The following is a 21,561-nucleotide window of genomic DNA, read 5'->3' as shown; positions in this document are numbered from 1 at the left end:
AAAAAAGAATCGAATATGACATTCGATTCTTCGCTTATTTTAATATTGAACTAAGGAAACCACATCTATACCATTAAACTTATTTCTGCCTTCCAAATAGGAAAGTTCAATCAAGAACGCTGCCCCAACAATATCTCCGCCAAGCTGTTGAATCAAATCGATCGACGATTGGATCGTTCCGCCGGTTGCCAGCAGGTCATCGGCAATTAGAACTTTTTGACCAGGCTTAATGGCATCCTTGTGCATGGCAAGTTTATCTTTGCCGTATTCCAAGGCATAATCCACTTCAATGGTCTCGCCTGGCAGCTTACCGCTTTTGCGAATCGGAATAAAACCTACGCCAAGCGCATATGCCAGCGGAGCGCCGATCACGAAGCCGCGAGCTTCCGGTCCCGCGATGACATCAATTTCTTTCTCTTTAACCATTTCTTTCAGTTGATCAATGGCTTCTTTGTAGACAGCACCGTTTTGAAGCAGCGTGGTGATATCTTTGAAACGGATTCCCGGTTGCGGGAAGTCTGGGATAACGCGAATATACTCTTTGAAATTCATATAATTTCCTCCAATATGTGGTTTTCTTGCTTGATATGTTGGGCAATCCACTGCTCTAATTCTTTGGCTGAAGAATACATCACAACAGATTCAACTTCTTGACGATTCATTCTATGCTGATAAATGCGGGATGCCGTAAGATCTTTTTTTGCAGGTGATGCATGCAGTTTAACGATAGCCCCTTGTCTTTCAATGAACGCTAACTCCTCAAACACAGATAAAATGAATTGAATCATTGCTGGTGACAAGCCCGATCTTTTGCTGAATGAGGCCATTAGACGGGCATCCTGCACATTCAACGAACCCTCTTTTTGCAACGTTCCGTACATCATCTTGAACATCTCACGGGAAGGCAATGTGCTTCCGCTGTCAGGACCTAACTCTGCGAAAACCGGATAACAACGCATCATGCCAAGGGCTTGCTGTAACACACCTTGTAAGCTAACTAAACTCCTTGGGATCGTGTACAGAATGATGTCCTTCATATGGGCAAAATCCAGCTGACTGGCAGTTTCATTGCCTGGCCGTAATAAGCCGCTGTCTTGAACGACCCAGTAAGGGATTTCGTCGCCGATTTGGAAAGACGTGGCAGCAAAAGCTTTCACATCCGTTTCGTCGAAGAGCACGATACCAGGTACTTGATTCTTCGTGTTGCTTGTTGCCAGGTTATTTTGAAGCATATTCAGCTTGGCGCTTAATTGCCCCGCTCCACGCCAATCAAAGAGCTGCATATGCGTGATCTTCAAATCCTGCATGACAATTTGCGGCTTGCGGACACCGTTCCACTCATTGATGGACAGCTCGCCAAGCACATCGACTTTTGCTGCTTGCGTGATGAGTCCCGCCAGGCTGCCTTTGCCGAATCCAACGGCCTCCACCGAGCAGCTTACTTCATCTTTGGCCTGAGAGAGCGCGAGCTTCAGATGCTGCTTCTCTTTGCCCATGGTCCGGATGTCATCCAGCGACAGATCAGTGAACATGAACCTGGGCGCGGGATTGCCCATGCCAAATGGCGCAAGCTTCTCCAACCCTTCAATGCTGGCAATCGGAACATCGGGCAAGCTGCATACAGCGTCGGCCTTCAACAGCGGGATATAATCCTGCTCCGTCAATATCGCAGCTGCAAGCTCATTCAACTTTTGCGTGAAAGCCTCCAAATGGTCTCTACTTAAACTCATGCCAGCTGCCGCTTGATGGCCTCCATAGTGGTCCAGCCACTCTTCACAGACGGTCAAAGCCTTGTGCAAATCAAAACCGGCAATGGAACGTGCTGAACCTTTGGCAATCCCCGTCTGCGGATCAATGCTGAGTACCAGGGTCGGACGGTAAAATTTATCCACGATTTTGGAGGCTACAATGCCGACAACGCCCACATTCCAGCCTTCTTTCGCAACGACGATCACTTTGTCCAAACCTTTGGCCTGCTGCTCCTCCGCTAGAACAAAGGCTTCTTTCACCATCTCTTCAACGATAAGTTGACGTTCTTTATTCAGCATATCCAATTCAAAAGCAATTTGCTCCGCCTCGGTTTCATTGAACGTTGTCAATAATTTAACCGCGATATCCGCTGCTTCCAGTCTTCCGCTGGCATTGATTCTTGGTGCGAGCGAGAAGCCGATGTGCCCTGCTGTCACTTCCTTGCGTTCAATGCCTGAGACGCCAATAAGCGAACGGAATCCCGCGTAAGCCGAATCCTGCATGCGCTGCAGACCTTGTTTGACAATTAAGCGATTCTCGCCATTCAGTGGCATCAAATCCGCTACCGTGCCAAGCGCCGCAAATTCCAGCAGTTCCTCTGGCAGCCTATCCAGCAAAGCGTGTGCCAGCTTCAGAGCAACGCCGACACCGGCAAGGTGCTTAAAAGGATAAGGACAGCCGGGCTTCTTCGGATTGATCACAGACAGAGCCTGTGGCAGGTGCTCCGGAGGCTCGTGGTGATCCGTCACGATGACATCTATGCCTAGCTCTTCACAGTAGGCGATTTCTTGAACGGCACTAATGCCAGTGTCCACAGTAATTAATAGATCTACACCTTGCTCTTTGGCCAAATCAATCGCTGAGCGATTCAGACCATAGCCTTCACGAATGCGATGCGGGATATACGTATCGAACCGGGCGCCTAAGCCTGTGAGCAAATGATGCATGAGCGAAGTGCTGCTAACGCCGTCTGCATCATAGTCCCCATATATGCGAATAAATTCGTTGTTCTGCAGCGCTTTCCGGATACGTTCAACAGCCGGGAGCATGCCGTCAAGCAAATAGGGATCATGATAATACTGAACCCCGCCATGCATGAATTGTTCGGCTTCAGGTACCGTCCGAATGTCTCGGAGAACAAGCAGTCGGGCCACAAGCGGGTCGATCTGCAGCTCGCGCACAAAAGTTTCTATGAGCATTTCATCCGCATGGCCAATGCTCCATCTTGCCTTTGGTGCTAGCACTTGTGTGTCCTCCTTAGCGTTTTGCTATGCAAAACTTTCTTCGTGCTTATTACAAAATTAATGAATAACGGACGGGAGCTCGCTGAGCTCTGAATCCGTAGAATGTTTGTAGGGATAGCCGGCATCATAAGGAGCCACGTGCACAAACACATCCGAAACATGATGGAATCTTTTCATCAGCTGCTGTTTGATCCTTTTGGAAACTTCATGCCCTTCCCAAACCGTTACCCTTGGATTCACGCTGATTTTGACCGTAACCACCACATAATGTCCGTGCTCTCTGGCTCTTAAGTCATCTACAGTGATTACACCTTTAATCAACTGCACAACGGCAATCAAATCGTCAGCATCCTCTTGCTGTAGAACGTACTCTTGCTTCCTATGTAAAGCTTCCTTGACAAGCGAATACCCCATTTTCAAGATCAAAAGAGAAATGATAATTCCTGTTATCGGATCCAAATAGGAAAGGAATGGGACCTGCAAAACGTTGGCGAGTGTTGCGCCGAATACCCCGATCAGAGCCACAATAGTAGAGTATATATCGGAACGGTGCCCTCTGCTATTAGCAATTAATTCCTGAGAACCTATACGTTTGCCTAACCGGCTCACGTATTGATACATGATTTCTTTGACGACTAGCGAAAGTCCAAGCGCAGCGAGCGCGTAATTCTTGTCAGTATGTTCCTCGGCAGACCCTAAGGCATGAATCGCTGAAATTCCCATCTCGATTCCTATAATAAGAACGACAATAGCCAGCAGAATACTTGCAATAGACATATTCTTTTCTGGACTTTGGGCATCCAACTCCTCTGGAGGCTGCTGATCTGATCTCACCCGAATCAGTGCTGCGGATGAAGCTATGGCTCTTGATGCCGAATGTGCGGCATCCGCTAACAAGGCTGAGCTCTGCGCCATAATCCCAACAATACCTTTCAGACACGCTAGAGCTGCATTACCGGCGATGCCGCCCCATACTGCAAGCTCCGTTTTTTGAAAACGCTCGTCTTTCACGCTGACACTCCCCCTGAACGGATACAAAGGCCGCGCAACATTCACGCGGCCAGTTATTATGGTTATTACGCTGCAGCTTTCTTTTTAGAACTCCGTAACGATTTTCTTTTCAAGAGGTACCACAGAGAACAAGCAATAACGATGGAAGAGTAAGCACCGCTCGTTAATCCGACCAGCTTCGCAAGTGCGAACAGCTTGATGGACTCGCTTCCGAAGATGTACAAGCAGCCAGCGGCAATTAATACCACGAGAACGGTATTGATATTACGCGCCATCGTCTGCCAAATACTATCGTTAACCAAGGCAACCAGGTCTTCGTCCGTTTTGAGCTTAGCGAATCTGAGATTTTCACGGATACGGTCAAAAATAACGATTTTATCATTGATGGAATAACCGATGGTCGTCAAAACCGCCGCCAGAAACGGAAGATTGACTTCCAGGCGGAAAATCGCAAAAACTGCGATAACCATGAATGCATCGTGAAGAATGGCAATAATCGCAGCAATCGCAAAACGCCATTCGAAACGGATGCTGACATACACACAAATCAATACGCTGGCAATCGCTACCGCATATACGGCTTTCAACAGCAATTCTTTGGCCAACTGAGGATCTACGGTATTGATCTCTTTGGAAACATCAACGCCGTAAGCCGTTGCGAATGCTTTTTGAATTTTATTCACCGCGTCGTCGTTCAGCACGTCATCGAAGCGGATTGAGACGCGATCGCTGTTATTCCCGCCGATTGTCGGGTCCGCATGATGCGATTTCACATCGCCGCTCGTTGACAAACCGTTCAGAATCTCATCGACTTTGGCTTTATCCAACTGCTTGCCTACAACCAGATCGATATTCGTTCCTGCTTTGAAATCGACCCCGAAGTTCATCCCTGAGAATAGCATTACAGCTAATCCTATGATAAGAAGAACAATCGAAATACCAAAGAATTTATTACGAGATCTTACAAAATCAAACTTGTTCTTAGAGTCCACGGATGTCTGCCTCCTTCACGCCGAAATAACTTGGCTTTTTCAGCAAGTTGCCTCGTATGATCAGATGAAGCAGCCATCTGGAGAAAAGAACGTTGGTTAAGATACTGATGATAATACTTAGCATTGTAATAACCGCGAATCCGCGGATTGCGCCGTTCCCTACATAGTAAAGAACAATACCGGCAATCAAGTTCGTCACGTTAGCGTCCATGATTGTGCGGAAGGAGTGCTTGGATCCTGCTTTCAAAGAGGAAAGGATGCTCTTGCCCGCGCGAATTTCTTCACGGATTCTCTCGTATGTAATAATGTTCGCGTCAACCGCCATACCTGCTCCGAGTACAAGGGCCGCAATACCCGGCAATGTCAAGGTTGCATTCATAAAGTCGAAGACCGCAAGAAGAACCCAAATGTATGTAATTAGCGTGAAAGCCGCAACAAGCCCCGGTGCACGGTAGTACAGTACCATGAAGACGAAAATCAGGATCGATGCAATAAGCCCAGCGCGCGCTGTTTGGTGCAAGGATGCTTGTCCTAGCGTCGCATCAACACGTTGAATATATTTTTCGGTTAACTTTAGCGGCATAGCCCCCAAGTTAATCATTTTCGCTACTTTAGTTGCTTCCGCTACACTTGTTTGTGTAATGATTGCAGAGTCGCTGTCGATCGGGAAATTAACGGATGCCGTCGATTGCACTTGATCGTCCAGATAGATGGACAATGTGCTGCCCACCAGCTTAGTCGTAACTTCCTTGAATTTCTCTCTGCTTTTCATTTTGATCTCGACGATCGGCTGTTTCGTATTCGGATCGTAGCTTAATTTCGCTGCGTTTTCCACGAAGTCAGTACCATTCATGTACACTGTACCGTCCGGACCTCTGAAGGTAAGAACAGATGGCTTGGACATCAAACTTCTAACTTCTTCCTCATTCTCCACGCCTGCCAGACGCACACGAATCCGATCTGTTCCTTCCGGGTAAACCTCAGGCTCTGCTACACCAAGGGAGTCAGCCCGTTTGGCAAGACTTTCCGCTGCTTGCGTAAGCGTTTCCTTCGTTAAAGGCTGCCCAGCTGTTAGTGGTTCCGCGGTGTACAAAATTTCAAATCCGCCTTTTAAATCCAAACCAAGCTTGATTCGTTCTACAAGTCTAGGGCTTGTTGCTCCGATTGCGCCGAGAACAATTACAACCGTTAGAAAAAAGAACGATATTCTTTTCCAATCCAGCATCTCTTGCTTGTCTCCCTTCGATACTCAATATGCCTATTATATACAGGTCTGAAAATCGAGTCAATTTAAGTCGTAACATGAAAAAATAAGCCCTATTCTTAGAATTGGGCCCCTCTATACATGCTTATCGTCAGCCAGTTCATAAACTGGGTCGATTTCAGTGATAAGATGTCATTCACGATTTGATGAAGAGAAGGGACACCCGTTTTACGGTATTTGTCACTCACACAATCCCAGATCTCTTTTCCAGTGACATGTTCATAGCCAAGCAGCACAAACTCCTCCACTTTGCTCAAACAAAGATTCTCGATGAGCTCGCTCAATTCAAAATCGGAAAGTGCAACTTCCGCTTCTTCCTTGTCCGCGTGATGGGGGGCTGAATCGCTTTCCTCTATCTGTTCGCTTGCCTTGTCCTCAGGATGATGAGGAACTTGATCATTATCTTCTCCATTCATAGAGAGATCCTCCTAAGGTCAGTTTATCATAGTTAACTTGACATGTTATTCGATATTCACACCCCAATTTCCTGCTAGCTTTAACCTGTCCATAAAATGTTAGCATGAGCCTGACCAACTCTCGCATATCCATAAGGTAAGACAAGTATCGGAAGAGGGTATGGCATGACCAAGCAGTCATTTATCAGGGGCACGATGATTCTTTTGGCCGCAGGCATTTTGAACCGTATTCTCGGCTTCATCCCTAGAATTACTTTACCTCGTGTCATCGGCGCAGAAGGCATTGGCCTTTATCAAATGGGCTGGCCTTTCCTTTCCGTCATCTTGACGATCATAACGGGAGGCATACCTATTGCCATTGCCAAGCTGATTGCCGAGGCTGAAGCCGAGCATAATGAATCGAGAATTCGCAGCATTCTTCGAATTTCTTTAGTGATCACAATTGGCTTGAGCATCCTATTCACCATTGCTTGCGTCGCAGGCGCCTCTTGGATCACCTCCCATTTGTTAACCGATTCTCGCGTTTATTACACCTTCTTGTGCATGAGTCCAATGATCCCGATCATCGGGGTTTCCGCTGTTTACCGCGGATACTTTCAAGGCAGACAGAATATGATTCCCACGGCCTCATCACAGATTATGGAAACGCTGATTCGTATTGTGATGGTGCTTGTCTGCTCATATGTTATGATCCCGTACGGGATCGAATATGCCGCCGCCGGCGCCATGGTAGGCGTTCTTGCCGGTGAGATTGGCGGTCTAGCCGTTCTGGCCATCCATTTCAGGTACGATAAAAAATCATCACCGAAACTTCCTGTCGCTCAGATCGGTACGACGAAAACGAATGGCCGGTTGGCTAACTTACGGCGGATATTACGCATTTCCATTCCGATTACGGGCAGCAAGTTAATTGGGGCAAGCTCTTATTTATTCGAATCTATTCTCATTGCGCAAAGTCTAGCCATTGCAGGCATTGCCACTTCTCTGGCAACAGCGCAGTACGGTGCGCTGCAAGGTATGATTATCCCTATCATTCTGCTTCCGAGCGCACTGACGATGTCTTTATCGGTCTCGCTGGTTCCATCCTTAAGCGAAGCTGCTGCTCGCAAAGATATGAAAACGATCCATGCGCGCCTGCACCAATCCTTAAAGCTGGCTTTAGTCACGGGTGCTCCGTTTGCTGTCGTCATGTTCGTCCTGGCCGAACCCATCTGCAGGTATATGTACAATCAACCCGATGTCGGTATTATGCTCAAAATGATGGCTCCCATTGCCATATTCATCTATTTCCAGGCACCCCTGCAGTCGACTCTGCAAGCTTTGAATAAACCCGGATCCGCTTTGATCAATACCTTGATAGGCTCTACCGTCAAACTAATCCTCATTTATTGGCTGGCCAGCAAGCCGGAACTCGGCATTCAAGGAGCTGTTTTTGCGATCAATGTAAACATTGTGTTGGTTACGCTCCTACATTGGAACAGCGTTGTGCGTTTGTTGAAGTTTCGTATGGAAGGCAGTGATTTCGGCAAAATTGGAGCGGCTATGGTCCTCTCAGGTCTATGTTGTTACTTCATCATGTACATGCCATGGACTACCATTGAATGGCTCCGTTTTGTATCTTCGACGCTCGTAGGGTTTATTGTTTATTTGTTTTCGATTACGCTTTTCCGATTGATTCGTTTAAAGGACCTGACCCGGGTTCTCAACATGGGCAAAAAAATTATCCGCTAACCTATCTTTTGCGGTCAAGAAACATTCTCCCTCTGTGATCAATGGAGCAATAAAACACTTCTTTGAAATCGCGCGCTCCCTTGAATTGAAGCTGGTTTTTTAGCCAAAATCTCGTTTTGCCTATTTTCTCTAAATTATCGTCCTGTACTTTGCCGTCCATAATGAGAGGCAGCGGTAGACCCTCATATCGAATCGTGCCCTTCAGGCCTTGTTCGTCAATCGCTGTCTCTTTCGCTTTCAAGCTTTTCTCCACTACGCTTAACTTCCCCGAGGGCTCAAGAACGGCAAACTCCACGTCTGCGACATTCATGATCTTATTTTGCCTGAGCTGCTGCATTAAGTCATCCAGGTTGTAACGGTGTTTCCTCATTTCTTCACGGTCGATCAATCCTTGTTTGATGATCACGCTAGGTTTCCCGTCAAATAGAATCCGGAGATTTCTATTTTTTAAGGTGACATAGGCGATGATGATTTGGATCAACACCAGTGTCGCCATCGGGACAATCCCATCTATGATTGGCTTCTTTACATCTTCAAGCACGAACACGGCAATCTCGGCAATCATAATCGAAATAACAAGATCAAACAGCGATAACTTCCCGATTTCCCGCTTCCCCATCAGACGGAGCATTAGAAAAACGACAAAGTAGATCAGCACGGTACGTAAAAAAATGGTCAGAATATCCATCGATAGCCTCCCTGATCTAAGCTTCTTGCTTGTTCTCGGAGTTCACTGGTATTCTGACCGCTCATGCACTTCATCATGCAGATTTTACGTATTCAATTGTTGGGAATTACAACAGAAATAACTTGAAATAGATCGTAGCTACGATGAATAAAACCAAGGAGATCGGCCCTGCAATCATGAAATAATTACGGGGATTAAGCCCTCCTCCTTCTTGCTCCGCGAGTGCTGCCGCATACATGCTTGATATCGAACCGAAGAGCGTAACCCCGCTTCCAATCGCGGTTCCAATAATGATGGACCACCACAGAGGCTGAATGGATGCTTGAGAAAAACTCTGCATTTCTGTTCCTATTTGTTCTATCACAGGAATCATCGCCGCAGTATATGGCATATAATCCACAACCGATGAACCAAACCCCGTCAACCATAACAGAAGCATGGATAAGAATGACATGGAACCTTGGCTCAATTCCAAACCTCTAACAGCGATGAATCCCGATATCCCGGCATACGTTAATCCGCCAACCATGATAAACAATCCTAGAAAAAACAATCCCTGTGTTTCTAGTACCCCACTCCAGATGGAACGGTAATCTCTCTTTTTGAAAAGCTGAATGAGGTCCTGATAGTTAAGCGCGATTAGCGCTACGGCTCCGCCTGCAGCAATATAGGAGGCTTGCCACCCCAAGATACCTTGCAGTAAAAAAGCAAGCAGCGTTGCCCCGGCAATGGCGTTGCCCCCGATAAATTGGACGCGATCTTCCGTTAAGTAGGTTTCGGGCTGTAAACTAAGCACCTCCCGCTTGTACGTTTCAGGAATAATCATTTTCTTTCCATAAAAAAACCAGATTGCTAGATAGACGATAGCCAGCATGAGAATAATTAGCGGTCCGATTTTGATCAGCATCTCACCTGTAGTTATATGCTCAGCTGCACCAATCAGCCTATTGGACCAATTGCCCATAAGCGTTGCTGCGCCACCGAGATTCGCCGATAACAAGACAGAAATCAAAAAAGGGACAGGAGACAGTTTCATCATCTTCGTCGTTTTGAGCAGGATCGGAACGATAACAGCGATGGCGAGCAAAGCGTTTAATAAGGCAGAACTTACAGCGGCCAGTACCGACAAACCTATTAATATCGTAAAAGGCTGTAACCGAAACACGCGTACGATCTTGCTTGCGGAGAATGCGATAAGTCCTGTTTTCTGAAATAGACCGGCAATGACGAATAAACTAACAAGAAATAAAAGAACATGCCAATTTGCGTATGTTGTAAGCGCCTTTCCAATTGGAATAATGCCCAGCAGAAGCATCAGGATGGCTCCTCCAAGCGCCGTATATGTACGGTCCCACTTCTCAATCAAAATACAAATATAAGCGGCAAAAAAAATAATAAGAGCTGCAATAGCCTGCCACAGAGCGGGTCCTTGAGAAAATTCCGTCATAATTATTCACCTTCCCTTTGAACAGTCTGTACTAATTCTATGTGCTTGGCCATACAATGATGATAATGAAAAGAACGAATATAAGAAAGGATTGGTGCCTGTGAATCCCATGAAAACGGTCAGTCAGGTTCGAATAACATCACCTTTATTTTCCGGACTTGCCTATTCATTAAGCATGATGACAATTGGGACAATAGTAACATCATTATTTTTGCTTCTAACTAGCACACAAGAGAGTTCCTTGCATACGTTAACTACGATTATCCATGCTGCAGCATTGTTTATTGGAGGCTGGGTTTCAGGCAAAAGAGCCGGTAACCGCGGCTGGTACCACGGGGGACTCGTCGGATTCGTCTATTTTATTCTTATTTTCTTGGTTGGCTTTCTAGCTTTTGACGCAGGATTGAATCTTCAATCCCTGCAATTGCTCGGTATTTTATTTGCAGCAGGAGCACTTGGAGGCATCCTTGGCGTTAACACGACGAAATAAGACGTTTCCGTGAAAATTCACTATCCCCCTTTGATTGTGGTATACTATCATAGTTATATTCGCAATAATTTCCAATATTAGGGGGAAAACACCATGAGCCCGTTTCAGTCTATGACACATGCGACGGTCTATATAGTAATTACTGTCATCGTCTTTCTAATTGCCGCAACACGCAAAAATCCGTTCGTTATCGCTGGAAGCTTCGTTCAAGAAATATTTACATCCCGCAAATATTTAATCCACTTCGCAGCACTCATCACAATCCTTTTTTTCAATAAACTTGAGATGTGGGTCGAGAAACGAATTGACTATAAAGCTGATTTTACCAAATCCATCTATAGCATAGAAGGAAACTTTGTTTCTACGATTCAACATTTCTTCCACAATGATATATTGACCGTGATTAGCAGTTACTTCTATGTCGTGATCTTTCCATCCGTCATGATTACATCCATTGCCCTATATACATTTCAGAAAAATTACAAACTATTCTACGCGATTTGTTACGCGCTCATGTTCAACTATATGATAGCCATTCCGTTTTATCTGTTCTTTCCAGTTAACGAAGTCTGGTCGTTTCATCCGAGTGTTAAGCTGCTAATTCTTGATGTATTCCCAACCTTCGAGCAGGACTATCGCCCGCTATCGGGATTGGATAATTGCTTCCCTAGCCTGCATACGTCGATCTCCGTATCGATGGCCGTCATTGCTGTGAAGAGCCGCAATACATTTTGGAAAATTTTCGTTCCGATTTCCTCAGCTTTTATCATTTTCACGATTTTCTATCTCGGTATCCACTGGTTATCCGATATGTGTGCCGGTGTCGTGCTAGGCGTTGTAGCCGCAAGATTAGGACTGCGCATTTCCGAAGGACGCCTGGTTCTTGGAGAACAAGTACTGCTTAAACGATCTTTCAAAAATAATGAGCTTTAAAAGCCAAACAAAAAGCGAGAGCCTGATGAAGGTTCTCGCTTTTTTATTTTATTCCTTTGCTGTTGTTTGTGAAACAGCATTGATGGCAGAACGATCAAAAGTCATTTTCGTTGCATCGTTGACACGAAGCACACAAATGTCGTCAGTGATCTCCATAATCGTGCCGTGAAGACCGCCAATCGTAACGACCTTATCTCCTTTTTTCAAAGAGCCGAGCATTTGATTGCGTGTTTTCTGTCTTTTTTGCTGTGGACGAATAAGTAAGAAATAGAGAACCACGAACATGAGCACTAACGGCCCGTATGTATACAAATATCCTACCGCGCCAGTATTCGCAGTTGTAGTTTCAGCCAATAGAAACATAGGTATCCTCCTTTCTTAAAATCCTCTTTCATTATCATTCAGCCCATAGGAGGCAAAGAATGCATCACGGAAATCGAGCAAGCGATCTTCCATAATGGCCCCTCTGACATCGCGCATAAGCTGTAGCAGAAAGTGAAGGTTATGAATCGTTGTCAATCTGATTCCAAAGGTTTCATCCGCTTTAATTAAATGACGAATATAGGCTCTGCTGTAATTTGTGCAAGTATAACATGAACATTTGGGATCCAGCGGGCCAAAATCCGTCGCAAACTTCGCATTCCGAATCACAAGACGGCCTTCGCTTGTCATGCAAGTCCCATTTCGGGCAATCCTTGTAGGCAGTACGCAGTCGAACATGTCGATCCCGCGGATAGCGCCTTCAATTAACGCATCGGGTGAACCCACACCCATCAGGTAACGCGGTTTGTTAGCCGGCATCAATGGTGTTGTATAATCAAGCACTTCATACATCAAATGCTTAGGCTCTCCAACGCTCAGTCCACCAATAGCATACCCCGGGAAATCCATGGAAGTCAACTGCTCCGCACTCATTCTGCGCAGGTCCTCATGCATCCCGCCCTGAATAATGGCGAATAAACCTTGGTCTTCCGGTCGGCTGTGACTTTTCAGGCAGCGCTCGGCCCAGCGTGTCGTTCGTTCCAATGATTTCTTCACATAATCGTACTCTGCCGGGAACGGAGGGCATTCATCGAAGGCCATCATAATATCGGATCCAAGCGCATTTTGGATTTCCATGGCTACTTCCGGCGAGAGAAACAGCTTGTCGCCATTCAAATGAGATTTAAACGTAACGCCCTCTTCGGTAATTTTGCGCATATTGCTCAGGCTAAACACTTGGAACCCGCCGCTATCCGTTAAAATCGGGCGATCCCAGTTCATGAATTTGTGCAAGCCTCCTGCGGATTTCACGATCTCATGTCCAGGACGAATGAATAGATGATACGTATTGCTCAAAATAATTTGGGCATCCATCGTTTTCAACTCTTCCGGACTCATCGTTTTCACCGTAGCCTGCGTACCAACCGGCATGAAAGCCGGCGTTTCAATAACGCCATGCGGGGTGTGAACCCGACCCAAGCGGGCACCGGATTGTTTACAAGTTTTGATCGGTTCGTACGTTACTGCTGCTGCCATTACATCCACTTCCTATTCTAAGCTTCCTCTAGTCTTTGTTTCTATTTAGTAAATAAGCATGGCGTCTCCAAAGCTAAAAAAGCGATACTCTTCTCGGACAGCCTCTTCATAAGCTTGCATGATATGCGTCCTTCCAGCCAGAGCGCTAATCAGCATGAGAAGGGTTGATTTCGGCAAATGGAAATTCGTTAACAGAGCATCCACGACCCCAAAAGTATATCCCGGATAAATAAAGATACTCGTCCATCCCTGCGAAGGCTGGATAACTAATGGTTTCCCAGCTTCCGCTCCTCCTTGCTCACGACTGATACCTGCGGCGGTTTCCAGCGTTCGGGCAGATGTTGTTCCTACAGCAACAACACGTTTCCCGTTCGCTTTGGTTTCATTGATCGCCGCTGCGGTTTCAGCGGAAAGCACGTAATACTCCGCGTGCATTTGATGCTCTTCAATAGTGTCTACGGACACAGGACGGAATGTGCCTAATCCCACATGCAGCGTGACGAATGCAAGACGAACCCCCTTCGCTTGCAGCTTCTCCAAGTAAGCTTCTGTGAAATGAAGTCCTGCTGTTGGCGCCGCGGCCGAGCCCTCGTGTTTCGCATATACGGTTTGATAGCGTTCCCTCTCCGGCAACTGTTCTTTAATATAAGGAGGCAGGGGCATCTCCCCTAATCGATCCAAAATTTCATTAAAAATGCCCTTATAGCTGAATTGAAGCACGCGTGCTCCCATCTCTCCCACTTCAACGACCTCCGCCGTCAGCAGAGGCTCTTCCTCCTGGTTCACTCCAAAAACGGCCACAGCCCCCAGCTGCATGCGCTTCCCGGGCTTCACCAGAGCCTCCCAGCGGTCTTCACCGAGCTGTTTCAATAGCAGAAGCTCAACCTTAGCTCCCGTATCTTTCTTCATGCCAAAGAGCCGTGCTGGAATGACTCGTGTATCATTCATCACGAGCAAGTCCCCGGCTTCCAGATAATCAATCAGTTGTTCAAAAGTCTGATGGCCAATTGCTCCGGTCTGTTTATTCAGCGTAAGCAGTCTAGACGCCGTGCGATTAAGCAGCGGCGTCTGGGCAATCAATGATTCAGGTAATTCAAAGTCAAATGCTTGTACATCCATGAGTGTGTATTCATTCCTTAGTTATGTTGACTCCAGTATAATATGTCTGAAGTATTTTTTTATAATCATAGCCTTGTTCTGCAAAACCTCTTGCTCCCCATTGGGACATTCCTAATCCATGGCCATATCCTGTGCCGCGGAATACGAATTGTTTGCCTTGCGTTGGTGTTACCGTAGGTGTGTTCGGGGTTCCAACTGGATCCGTTGGTTTAGCCAACCCTGTGGTGCCTAATGCGGTCAAATCCGTTTTCTTGAGCGAGGTAGGCTGGGATTGATTACCGGAAAGCACATAGACGGTATCAGCGCTTGTAGTGCCTGTCCCGGCACTTCCGCTCCCCACGATCGCCAGATTCGCTCCTTGCGGGGTACTACCAGTATAACTTCCTGCTCCTTCAATTTCAAACAGGGTGCTGGGCAAGCCGCCAAGCACAGTGCGCAGGGCGTCAGGATAAGGCACTTTCACTACCACGCCATTTGCTTTGAGCTCTGTAACCCTTCCAGATGGGCCTCGTGCAGATATCTCCAGGGATGTTAGTTCACCGTTTATTTTTACCCCTGCCGCCGTTAATTTGTTCTTCATCTCACTCGGCGTATATGGGCCTCTCATCCAAGAGTAGGCATTAGATTCTCTTTCCTGCCCTATGACGAGTACTTTTTCCTTAGCTGCAAGCTGATCAATAGAAGGATTCGCTGTATTGTCCACGTACGGCGCCAAACGGACATTGACGTTTTGATCGGTAGACTCGTAGTAAGGGGTACCGTTCTTGTCTTTCTGGCCTGTATCCTTCAAGTACTCCGCGGAGACATAGCCCAGACGGCCATCCGTCAATTGAATGCGGTACCATGTTGCTTTGCCATTTTCCGCTCCTTGATCAGGACTAGCCACGCTGCGCAAATAACCCACTGGATTTCCCCAAACCTCGGATGGATCTGCCGTTTTCCCACCGGAATTCGATGAGAATACAGGTGAAATCAACCCGCTTTTATCCGAAATGACTTCATCTTTCGTGGCATCAACCGCTTGATTGCCTGCCGGGAACTCTTTTTGCATGCCGTAATAAGCTTGATCTAGCGTCGTATCCGTCACTTGAGCGATTTCGTATTTATTTCCCTGTTTAATGGCAAACGTGCGGGCCGCGACCGCTTGAGCCTTCAATGCCTCTGCTGGCCATCCGGAGCCAAGTTCCGCGCCTAAAACGCCATATAAGTAGGACTCCATCGGCACTTCATTTACCAATGCTAATTTATTCTGATATGTACTGATTTCCATGTCGCCACGATATTTGCGGTCTGCTTTTTCTTTTACAGTTATCGCTTCACCTTTGGAGTGAACCAACGTTTTTTGCTGACCAGCTCCTGCAGCGAAATGCGGGACAGGTGTAGTTCCATTCGTCGACGCGGTTACGTCTGATTTGCGAATAAGATAGGACGCCTTCGTATTGGCGGCTTGCAAAGGAATGGCAGGAACCGCACGCATAGCGGCCTGTTTCACCGTTTCTAACTGAGCAAGACTCGCTTCGTTGCCAATCCATACACTATATGCCGGCTTACCTGTGGTATCATCTTGCAAGGCTACATCTGCTTGAATTCCAGCTCCAGCATAAACAGCCGCTTGCTGCAATGCAGCAGCCTCTGACGCAAACGTACCCGCGCTTAAATGGAGCGGCCCTGTCACTGCAGGAGGGGCTTGCTTCGTGAACGCAGCCACTGTCGCATCTTTTAGCGCTTGGGCTGAAGCGCTTTCTGCTGCTTCCATCGTAGGGAAGCTGCCGTAAAATACCTGAAACACCGTTTTTCCTTGTTTCACCCGGCTTAACACGTAACCATCCGCTGACATGGTGGCGAGTTTCGTACTTAAACCTTTAGCAGCAGCGAAATCTGTCGTTTCCAGCATCATGACACTGTACTGATCCAAAGACATGCGGATGGTGCTGTCTTGGAGAGTGAGCCAGAGCTGTTCGGCGGCTGCGGCTGAACTGCGTACACTGATATCCATTCCGCCAGTCGAGCTAAGTGTCGTAACCGGTTCTATTAATTTATATTTGGCAGAATCTATGAATAAGGCAACACGTACTTCATCCAAATGCGATATTCCCGCTGCATGCGCAGGAATCGTTAACACTGGAACTGTTCCAAACGTTAAAGCAGCCGTCGTAATCAAAGCTAGTGTTCTGGGGGCTAACAGCTTTTTTGTTCGTTTCATTCGACAATATTTCCTTTCTTTTGCAGCATTCTACTAAGTTAGACTCTGGCAAAGCGCAGAAGTTTTGTTTTTTAGTAGAATAAAATGGTAAGACTTTAAGTTGCTGCTCAGGTGTATGTTGTCGTTCTAGGAAATGAAACCTCAGACGTCGCTCGCGTAGGCTCATCTCGTAGCCGACTCAGGAGCCGTTACATGGGCAAATTCGGCTGGATTTGAGGCGCTAACGGACTGAGGTGACGTTATTCACGGACTTTGTCGCTGTTTTAAGCATATTCATGCTCAATAGCGGCTCCTGAGTCCGTTAGATGCTAATTTTGCGACAAAAGTGGCAAATAGGGTCATCTCAGTCCGTTAGCCTTCGGCTTGTGCTCACAAGAGGGAATAGAGGCTGAAATCGGACGAGCGAGCGGTGCTAACATAGCAATTGGAAGTAAAAGGAGTGACTAGCTCAGGTGTTCGGGCTGGAAGTAAGGAGGTATGGCTCAGGAGTGCAAACAGTTAGTAAACGAGTGTCTGGCCTAGATGTAAACTCGAAGACGAGGACAAGGATACGACAGCAACAAGTAACGAAAAAAGGGAGCCTCCCGGCTCCCTCTCAAGTTCCTCATGACCGCTGTTCCGGTACCGGCAAGCCCAAATGATGGTAGGCCTGCGGCGTAACGATTCGCCCTCTCGGCGTACGCTGCAAAAATCCAATTTGCAGCAAATACGGCTCGTAGACGTCTTCGATCGTCTGACTCTCTTCACCAATGGTGGCTGCGATCGTCTCCAGCCCTACAGGGCCGCCCTGGAAGCTCTGGATGATCGCCCTCAGCATCTTATGGTCGATCTCATCCAGACCCAGGTCATCGATCTGGATGCGCTTCAGCGCCTCTTTGGCAATGTCCAGCGTGATGATGCCATCGCCCTTCACCTGCGCGAAGTCGCGCACCCGCTTCAGCAAGCGGTTCGCGATACGCGGTGTGCCACGCGAGCGCATGCCGATCTCGCGCGCGGCTTCACCGACGATGCCGACCTGCAGGATGTCGGCCGTCCGGGAGACGATGTAGGTGAGCTCCTCCACCGTATAAAACTCCAGCCGGCTGACGACTCCGAAACGGTCGCGCAGCGGCGCAGACAACAAACCGACGCGCGTCGTCGCGCCGACCAGCGTAAACGCCGGCAAGTCCAGCCGCACCGAGCGCGCGCTCGGCCCCTTGCCGATGATAATATCAAGGGCAAAATCCTCCATCGCCGGATATAACACCTCTTCCACCGTACGGTGGAGGCGGTGAATTTCGTCGATGAACAGCACGTCGCCCTCCTGCAGGTTCGTCAGGATGGCAGCCAAATCGCCCGGCCGTTCAATGGCGGGGCCGGAGGTTGTTCGGATGTTCACGCCAAGCTCGTTGGCGATGATATTGGACAGGGTCGTCTTCCCGAGCCCCGGCGGTCCATAAAGCAGCACATGATCCAGCGCTTCCTTGCGCATTTTGGCGGCTTCGATATAGATCTTGAGGTTCTCCTTAGCCTGCTTCTGGCCGATATATTCAGCCAAATAACGGGGACGCAGACTGTACTCTATGACGTTGTCCTCCATCATCAAATTAGCCGATATAATCCGGTCATTATCCATGGTGATCCTCCTACGAGCTTTCCCTAGGAAAGCTTTCTTCATTGGCTAATACTTGCTACATCGTATACAAGGCTTGCAGGGCAAGCTTCATCAAAACATCTGTAGAATCCGAAGGATTTGCTTTGGGCTTCACTTGCAGCCATGCGCGGTCCACTTCCGCTTCCGTGTAACCAAGCGTCATCAGAGCCTCTTTCGCTTCCGTCCAAACTTGGCCGCCCTCCGTAATTTGGGCTGAACCCACAACGCTTAAAGCAACAGCAGCTTCAGGACTCGAGAACGTCACTGAACCTAATTTGTCCTTAAGGTCCAAAATAATCCGCTGCGCCGTCTTTTTGCCGATGCCTGGCAACTTCGTGAGGAAAGCCAAATTTTCTTGGCTAATTGCCAAAATAACAGCTTCCGGCCTTCCACCTGCAGCAAGGATACCCAAAGCCACTTTAGGTCCAATCCCCGTCACATCCAGCAGCAAACGGAATAAAGCCTGCTCATCTCGCGAGACAAAACCGAATAGCAAATGAGCGTCTTCCCTCACGTGATAATGAATGAACATCGTAACTTCTTCATTATCCTTATGCGAAAGCGCATAGGGATTAGGACAAAATACTCGATAACCTACGCCGTTCACATCCAGCACAGCATACTCGCTCTCGCGCAGCGCCACTTTTCCTCGTAAGAAATCTATCATCTTTTTCTGACCTCATTTATTCTAGATTGCAAAGCAGAAGAATGTGCATGGCAAATAGCAATCGCCAGAGCATCAGCTACATCATCAGGCTTAGGCACCTGCGATAGTTTGAGTAATATTTTGACCATTTCCTGGACTTGCTTCTTCTCCGCATTCCCGTAGCCGACAACGGATTGTTTGACTTGAAGAGGCGTATATTCCGCTATGGGCAGACCTGCCTGAACACCCGCTAGAATCATGACACCACGTGCTTGGCCTACGGTAAATGCCGTCGTTACATTTCGGTTAAAAAAAAGCTTCTCTATGGACATTGCGTCCGGTTTATACTTTTCTATCAATTGCGTTGTAGCGTCGTAGACATCCTTCAGTCTCAGGCCCGGATCGGTATGTGCTTCCGTCTGAATTGAACCATATTGCACAGGAACAAGCTTGCTGCCAATTTTATCAATAAAGCCAAAACCTACAATCGCGATCCCCGGATCAATCCCCAGAATACGCACAGCATTTCTCTCCCATCTAAAAAAAGCGAACATATGTAGTCATTTCTCATTATAGCAGATAACAAAAAAAAGAGATAGACTAGGGATTTCCCCTTATCTACCACACTTTTTTGCTCCATTATGGCCTTGTCATCGCTTTTTCTGTTTCTTCCACGGCATAATCGCTGAATGTTGATAATACGCTATTATACTCCTCCATATCCGAGATGCGAATGCCCTCGCGCAGCTTTTCCACCGTATCCGGGGGCAGGCTGCTTTCCAAATGCTTGATATTTAGTTGGAAAAATGTCCGTATCACGTTATCTTTGGCAGGAGTGCCGTTAAACAACGAGAGATTGCTGCTTCCGTCAATGCCGAATACCGCTTTCTCTTTGCATGCCGGAGACAAATCTTCAATATTCTCGGTAAATGTGACCTCTCCGCTAGGGCTGACACTGAGCAGCCAGTTCGGATGTTTCATTTGCATATCAAGCAGCTGCTCTGAGGTTTGCTGACCGAGTGTGCTCTTCTCTTCACCGCAAACGTAAGATTTAAGCAGGTAGCTTTCCCTAGTATCTGTAATCCGCTTCAGCGTTGCTTCCGCTTCTTTCAGACGCTCATCGTCTTCCGGCGTTAATTGAGCCATCGCAGCTTGAGTCGGAGAATGGTCAGTACCTGAAAAACCATCTGTTGCGTACCCAATGAAGCAAACCGTACCTACAAGGAAGATCATCCCTAATGTCAACCAACTGCGTTTCCAGCGCAGCCTTCTTTTCCAATGCTTCAAAAAACGTTGTACATTCACTGGTATCCCCTTCTATTCTCTTTTTTCGTATTGTTTCCATTTGCATGAGACGCTATACATCATTTACCATAGGGAGAGTAGCATCAAACCAATCAAGACGGACGGTGAAGCTCTATCATGAAAGGTAAAAGACGAATCAAGCGTACAACACTCCTGATTATTGGAGTTGTCCTATTATGGGGAGCCGTTGCTATTTGGAATGAAGTACTCAAAATTGAAAAAGGCGTGCCTACACCTCGCTCAACTTCAGCCTCATTTCCGACCACTGACATGAAAAGTAACCAAACATCCATAAATTCGGCAAATAATGGGAATGTTCTGAGTATAAAATAACTATAAAATTTGACTGTTGCCACAGAAATGATATAGTCAGAAGTAGATGAAATATTCTCATACTTATTCATGAAAAACGATATATATCTGAAAAGGCTGCCAGCTGATTTTCTTCAAGAAAATGCTAAGCCTGATCTTTCGAAGACAGTTTTCTTACGAAAACGCTAAGGAGGGGAAACACCATGAATGTCGCAGAACTTCAATTAATTCAATTATCCAGACGAGGCGATCGCAACGCTTTCGTTGAATTAGTCGAGTTATACCGGAATAAAATACAAAAGCTTGCATTCCGCATGCTTCATAACAGGCCTGATTCGGAGGATATCGTTCAGGAGACATTTATTCGCGTATACTTGAATTTGAATCACTACGATGAAAGCCAGAACTTCTCTACCTGGATTTATCGGATCGGCAAAAATGTCGCGATTGATTTGTTGCGCAAAAAGCGGCCTGTTCAATCCCTAGATGCTGAGCTGAGCGATCACGACGATGATTACAGCTATTACAGTAAACTCGCAAGCCAGGATCAATCGCCGGAGCACGCTGTGCTGCAAACAGAAATCCAAGATCACATGCACACTTCCATCAATAAGTTGGCCGACAAATATAAAAGCGTCATTACGCTTTATTATCTGGAAGAGCTTTCGCTTCAAGAAATTAGCACCAAGCTTAACTTGCCGATTACAACGGTGAAAACTCGTCTGCACCGCGGGCGGGAGCTGCTCCGCAAGAAATGGGGCATGAATTTCGTCGTTGGCCTTATGGTCTTCTTCACCATCGGAATGATTGCATAATGGTTCCATCAGCTAAAATATTAAAAAGCCTCCCAATCCACGGAC

At 47.0% G+C, this 21,561-nt stretch carries 20 protein-coding genes; 4 read left to right on the top strand and 16 right to left on the bottom strand.

Annotated elements, in window-relative coordinates:
* Positions 1–39: 39 nt before the first annotated feature.
* From AC3WTJ_RS01195 to AC3WTJ_RS01170, 6 genes are all read right to left on the bottom strand, one after another.
* The gene (locus AC3WTJ_RS01195; protein ID WP_157319191.1) at positions 40–552 is read right to left on the bottom strand and encodes an adenine phosphoribosyltransferase; all 513 of its coding nucleotides are present in this window, start codon (positions 550–552) and stop codon (positions 40–42) included.
* The gene (recJ, locus tag AC3WTJ_RS01190) at positions 549–2,993 is read right to left on the bottom strand and encodes a single-stranded-DNA-specific exonuclease RecJ (RefSeq protein ID WP_492520196.1); all 2,445 of its coding nucleotides are present in this window, start codon (positions 2,991–2,993) and stop codon (positions 549–551) included. Before recJ ends, AC3WTJ_RS01195 begins: the two co-directional genes overlap by 4 nt.
* Before the next feature lie 57 nt (positions 2,994–3,050).
* Complete coding sequence (locus tag AC3WTJ_RS01185) at positions 3,051–4,004, bottom strand: cation diffusion facilitator family transporter (protein WP_492520195.1); 954 nt, start codon at positions 4,002–4,004, stop codon at positions 3,051–3,053.
* Positions 4,005–4,069: 65 nt separating this feature from the next.
* Positions 4,070–4,996 carry a protein translocase subunit SecF gene (gene secF, locus AC3WTJ_RS01180; protein WP_127455337.1) on the bottom strand — a complete coding sequence of 309 codons (927 nt, stop codon included), beginning with the start codon at positions 4,994–4,996 and terminating at the stop codon, positions 4,070–4,072.
* Positions 4,986–6,218, bottom strand: coding sequence for a protein translocase subunit SecD (gene secD / locus AC3WTJ_RS01175; protein WP_492520947.1), 1,233 nt, complete (start codon positions 6,216–6,218; stop codon positions 4,986–4,988). Before secD ends, secF begins: the two co-directional genes overlap by 11 nt.
* 101 nt (positions 6,219–6,319) lie before the next feature.
* On the bottom strand, positions 6,320–6,676 hold the full coding sequence (locus AC3WTJ_RS01170) for a post-transcriptional regulator (protein WP_492520194.1): 357 nt from the start codon (positions 6,674–6,676) through the stop codon (positions 6,320–6,322).
* Between the two features lie 165 nt (positions 6,677–6,841).
* Between AC3WTJ_RS01170 and spoVB the strand changes: the two genes are divergently transcribed.
* On the top strand, positions 6,842–8,407 hold the full coding sequence (spoVB, locus tag AC3WTJ_RS01165; protein WP_492520193.1) for a stage V sporulation protein B: 1,566 nt from the start codon (positions 6,842–6,844) through the stop codon (positions 8,405–8,407).
* Between the two features lies 1 nt (position 8,408).
* Here the strand turns inward: spoVB and AC3WTJ_RS01160 are convergent, their stop codons facing one another.
* Entirely contained in the window at positions 8,409–9,095 is a 687-nt protein-coding gene (locus tag AC3WTJ_RS01160) for a DUF421 domain-containing protein (RefSeq protein ID WP_492520192.1), read from the bottom strand.
* Positions 9,096–9,201: 106 nt separating this feature from the next.
* On the bottom strand, positions 9,202–10,542 hold the full coding sequence (locus AC3WTJ_RS01155) for an ArsB/NhaD family transporter (RefSeq protein ID WP_492520191.1): 1,341 nt from the start codon (positions 10,540–10,542) through the stop codon (positions 9,202–9,204).
* 109 nt (positions 10,543–10,651) lie between these two features.
* Between AC3WTJ_RS01155 and AC3WTJ_RS01150 the strand changes: the two genes are divergently transcribed.
* Positions 10,652–11,032 carry a TIGR04086 family membrane protein gene (locus AC3WTJ_RS01150; RefSeq protein ID WP_246238978.1) on the top strand — a complete coding sequence of 127 codons (381 nt, stop codon included), beginning with the start codon at positions 10,652–10,654 and terminating at the stop codon, positions 11,030–11,032.
* Between the two features lie 93 nt (positions 11,033–11,125).
* Complete coding sequence (locus AC3WTJ_RS01145) at positions 11,126–11,965, top strand: phosphatase PAP2 family protein (protein ID WP_492520190.1); 840 nt, start codon at positions 11,126–11,128, stop codon at positions 11,963–11,965.
* A 48-nt stretch (positions 11,966–12,013) separates the two neighbouring features.
* On the opposite strand, the gene yajC is transcribed toward AC3WTJ_RS01145, so the two are convergent.
* The 8 genes from yajC to AC3WTJ_RS01105 form a co-directional block, all read right to left on the bottom strand.
* The gene (gene yajC, locus AC3WTJ_RS01140) at positions 12,014–12,328 is read right to left on the bottom strand and encodes a preprotein translocase subunit YajC (protein ID WP_157319197.1); all 315 of its coding nucleotides are present in this window, start codon (positions 12,326–12,328) and stop codon (positions 12,014–12,016) included.
* Between the two features lie 15 nt (positions 12,329–12,343).
* The gene (tgt, locus tag AC3WTJ_RS01135) at positions 12,344–13,483 is read right to left on the bottom strand and encodes a tRNA guanosine(34) transglycosylase Tgt (protein ID WP_492520189.1); all 1,140 of its coding nucleotides are present in this window, start codon (positions 13,481–13,483) and stop codon (positions 12,344–12,346) included.
* Positions 13,484–13,528: 45 nt separating this feature from the next.
* A complete protein-coding gene (gene queA, locus AC3WTJ_RS01130; RefSeq protein ID WP_492520188.1) occupies positions 13,529–14,602 on the bottom strand; it encodes a tRNA preQ1(34) S-adenosylmethionine ribosyltransferase-isomerase QueA in 1,074 nt (357 codons plus the stop codon).
* 10 nt (positions 14,603–14,612) lie between these two features.
* Positions 14,613–16,805 carry a SpoIID/LytB domain-containing protein gene (locus AC3WTJ_RS01125; protein WP_492520187.1) on the bottom strand — a complete coding sequence of 731 codons (2,193 nt, stop codon included), beginning with the start codon at positions 16,803–16,805 and terminating at the stop codon, positions 14,613–14,615.
* Positions 16,806–17,409: 604 nt separating this feature from the next.
* Positions 17,410–18,420 carry a Holliday junction branch migration DNA helicase RuvB gene (gene ruvB, locus AC3WTJ_RS01120; protein WP_127455327.1) on the bottom strand — a complete coding sequence of 337 codons (1,011 nt, stop codon included), beginning with the start codon at positions 18,418–18,420 and terminating at the stop codon, positions 17,410–17,412.
* Between the two features lie 55 nt (positions 18,421–18,475).
* Positions 18,476–19,105, bottom strand: coding sequence for a Holliday junction branch migration protein RuvA (ruvA, locus tag AC3WTJ_RS01115; RefSeq protein WP_127455326.1), 630 nt, complete (start codon positions 19,103–19,105; stop codon positions 18,476–18,478).
* Positions 19,102–19,605 (bottom strand): crossover junction endodeoxyribonuclease RuvC, encoded by a 504-nt coding sequence (gene ruvC / locus AC3WTJ_RS01110; protein ID WP_127455325.1) that lies wholly within the window; start codon positions 19,603–19,605, stop codon positions 19,102–19,104. Before ruvC ends, ruvA begins: the two co-directional genes overlap by 4 nt.
* A gap of 118 nt (positions 19,606–19,723) precedes the next feature.
* A complete protein-coding gene (locus tag AC3WTJ_RS01105) occupies positions 19,724–20,389 on the bottom strand; it encodes a BofC C-terminal domain-containing protein (protein WP_157319201.1) in 666 nt (221 codons plus the stop codon).
* 515 nt (positions 20,390–20,904) lie between these two features.
* On the opposite strand from AC3WTJ_RS01105, the gene sigW reads away from it, so the two are divergent.
* On the top strand, positions 20,905–21,516 hold the full coding sequence (sigW, locus tag AC3WTJ_RS01100; RefSeq protein WP_127455323.1) for an RNA polymerase sigma factor SigW: 612 nt from the start codon (positions 20,905–20,907) through the stop codon (positions 21,514–21,516).
* Positions 21,517–21,561: the final 45 nt, after the last annotated feature.

The sequence above is a fragment of the Paenibacillus sp. FW101-FHT12H11 genome (assembly GCF_058790355.1).
This window is presented reverse-complemented; position numbering and strand designations above follow the sequence as displayed.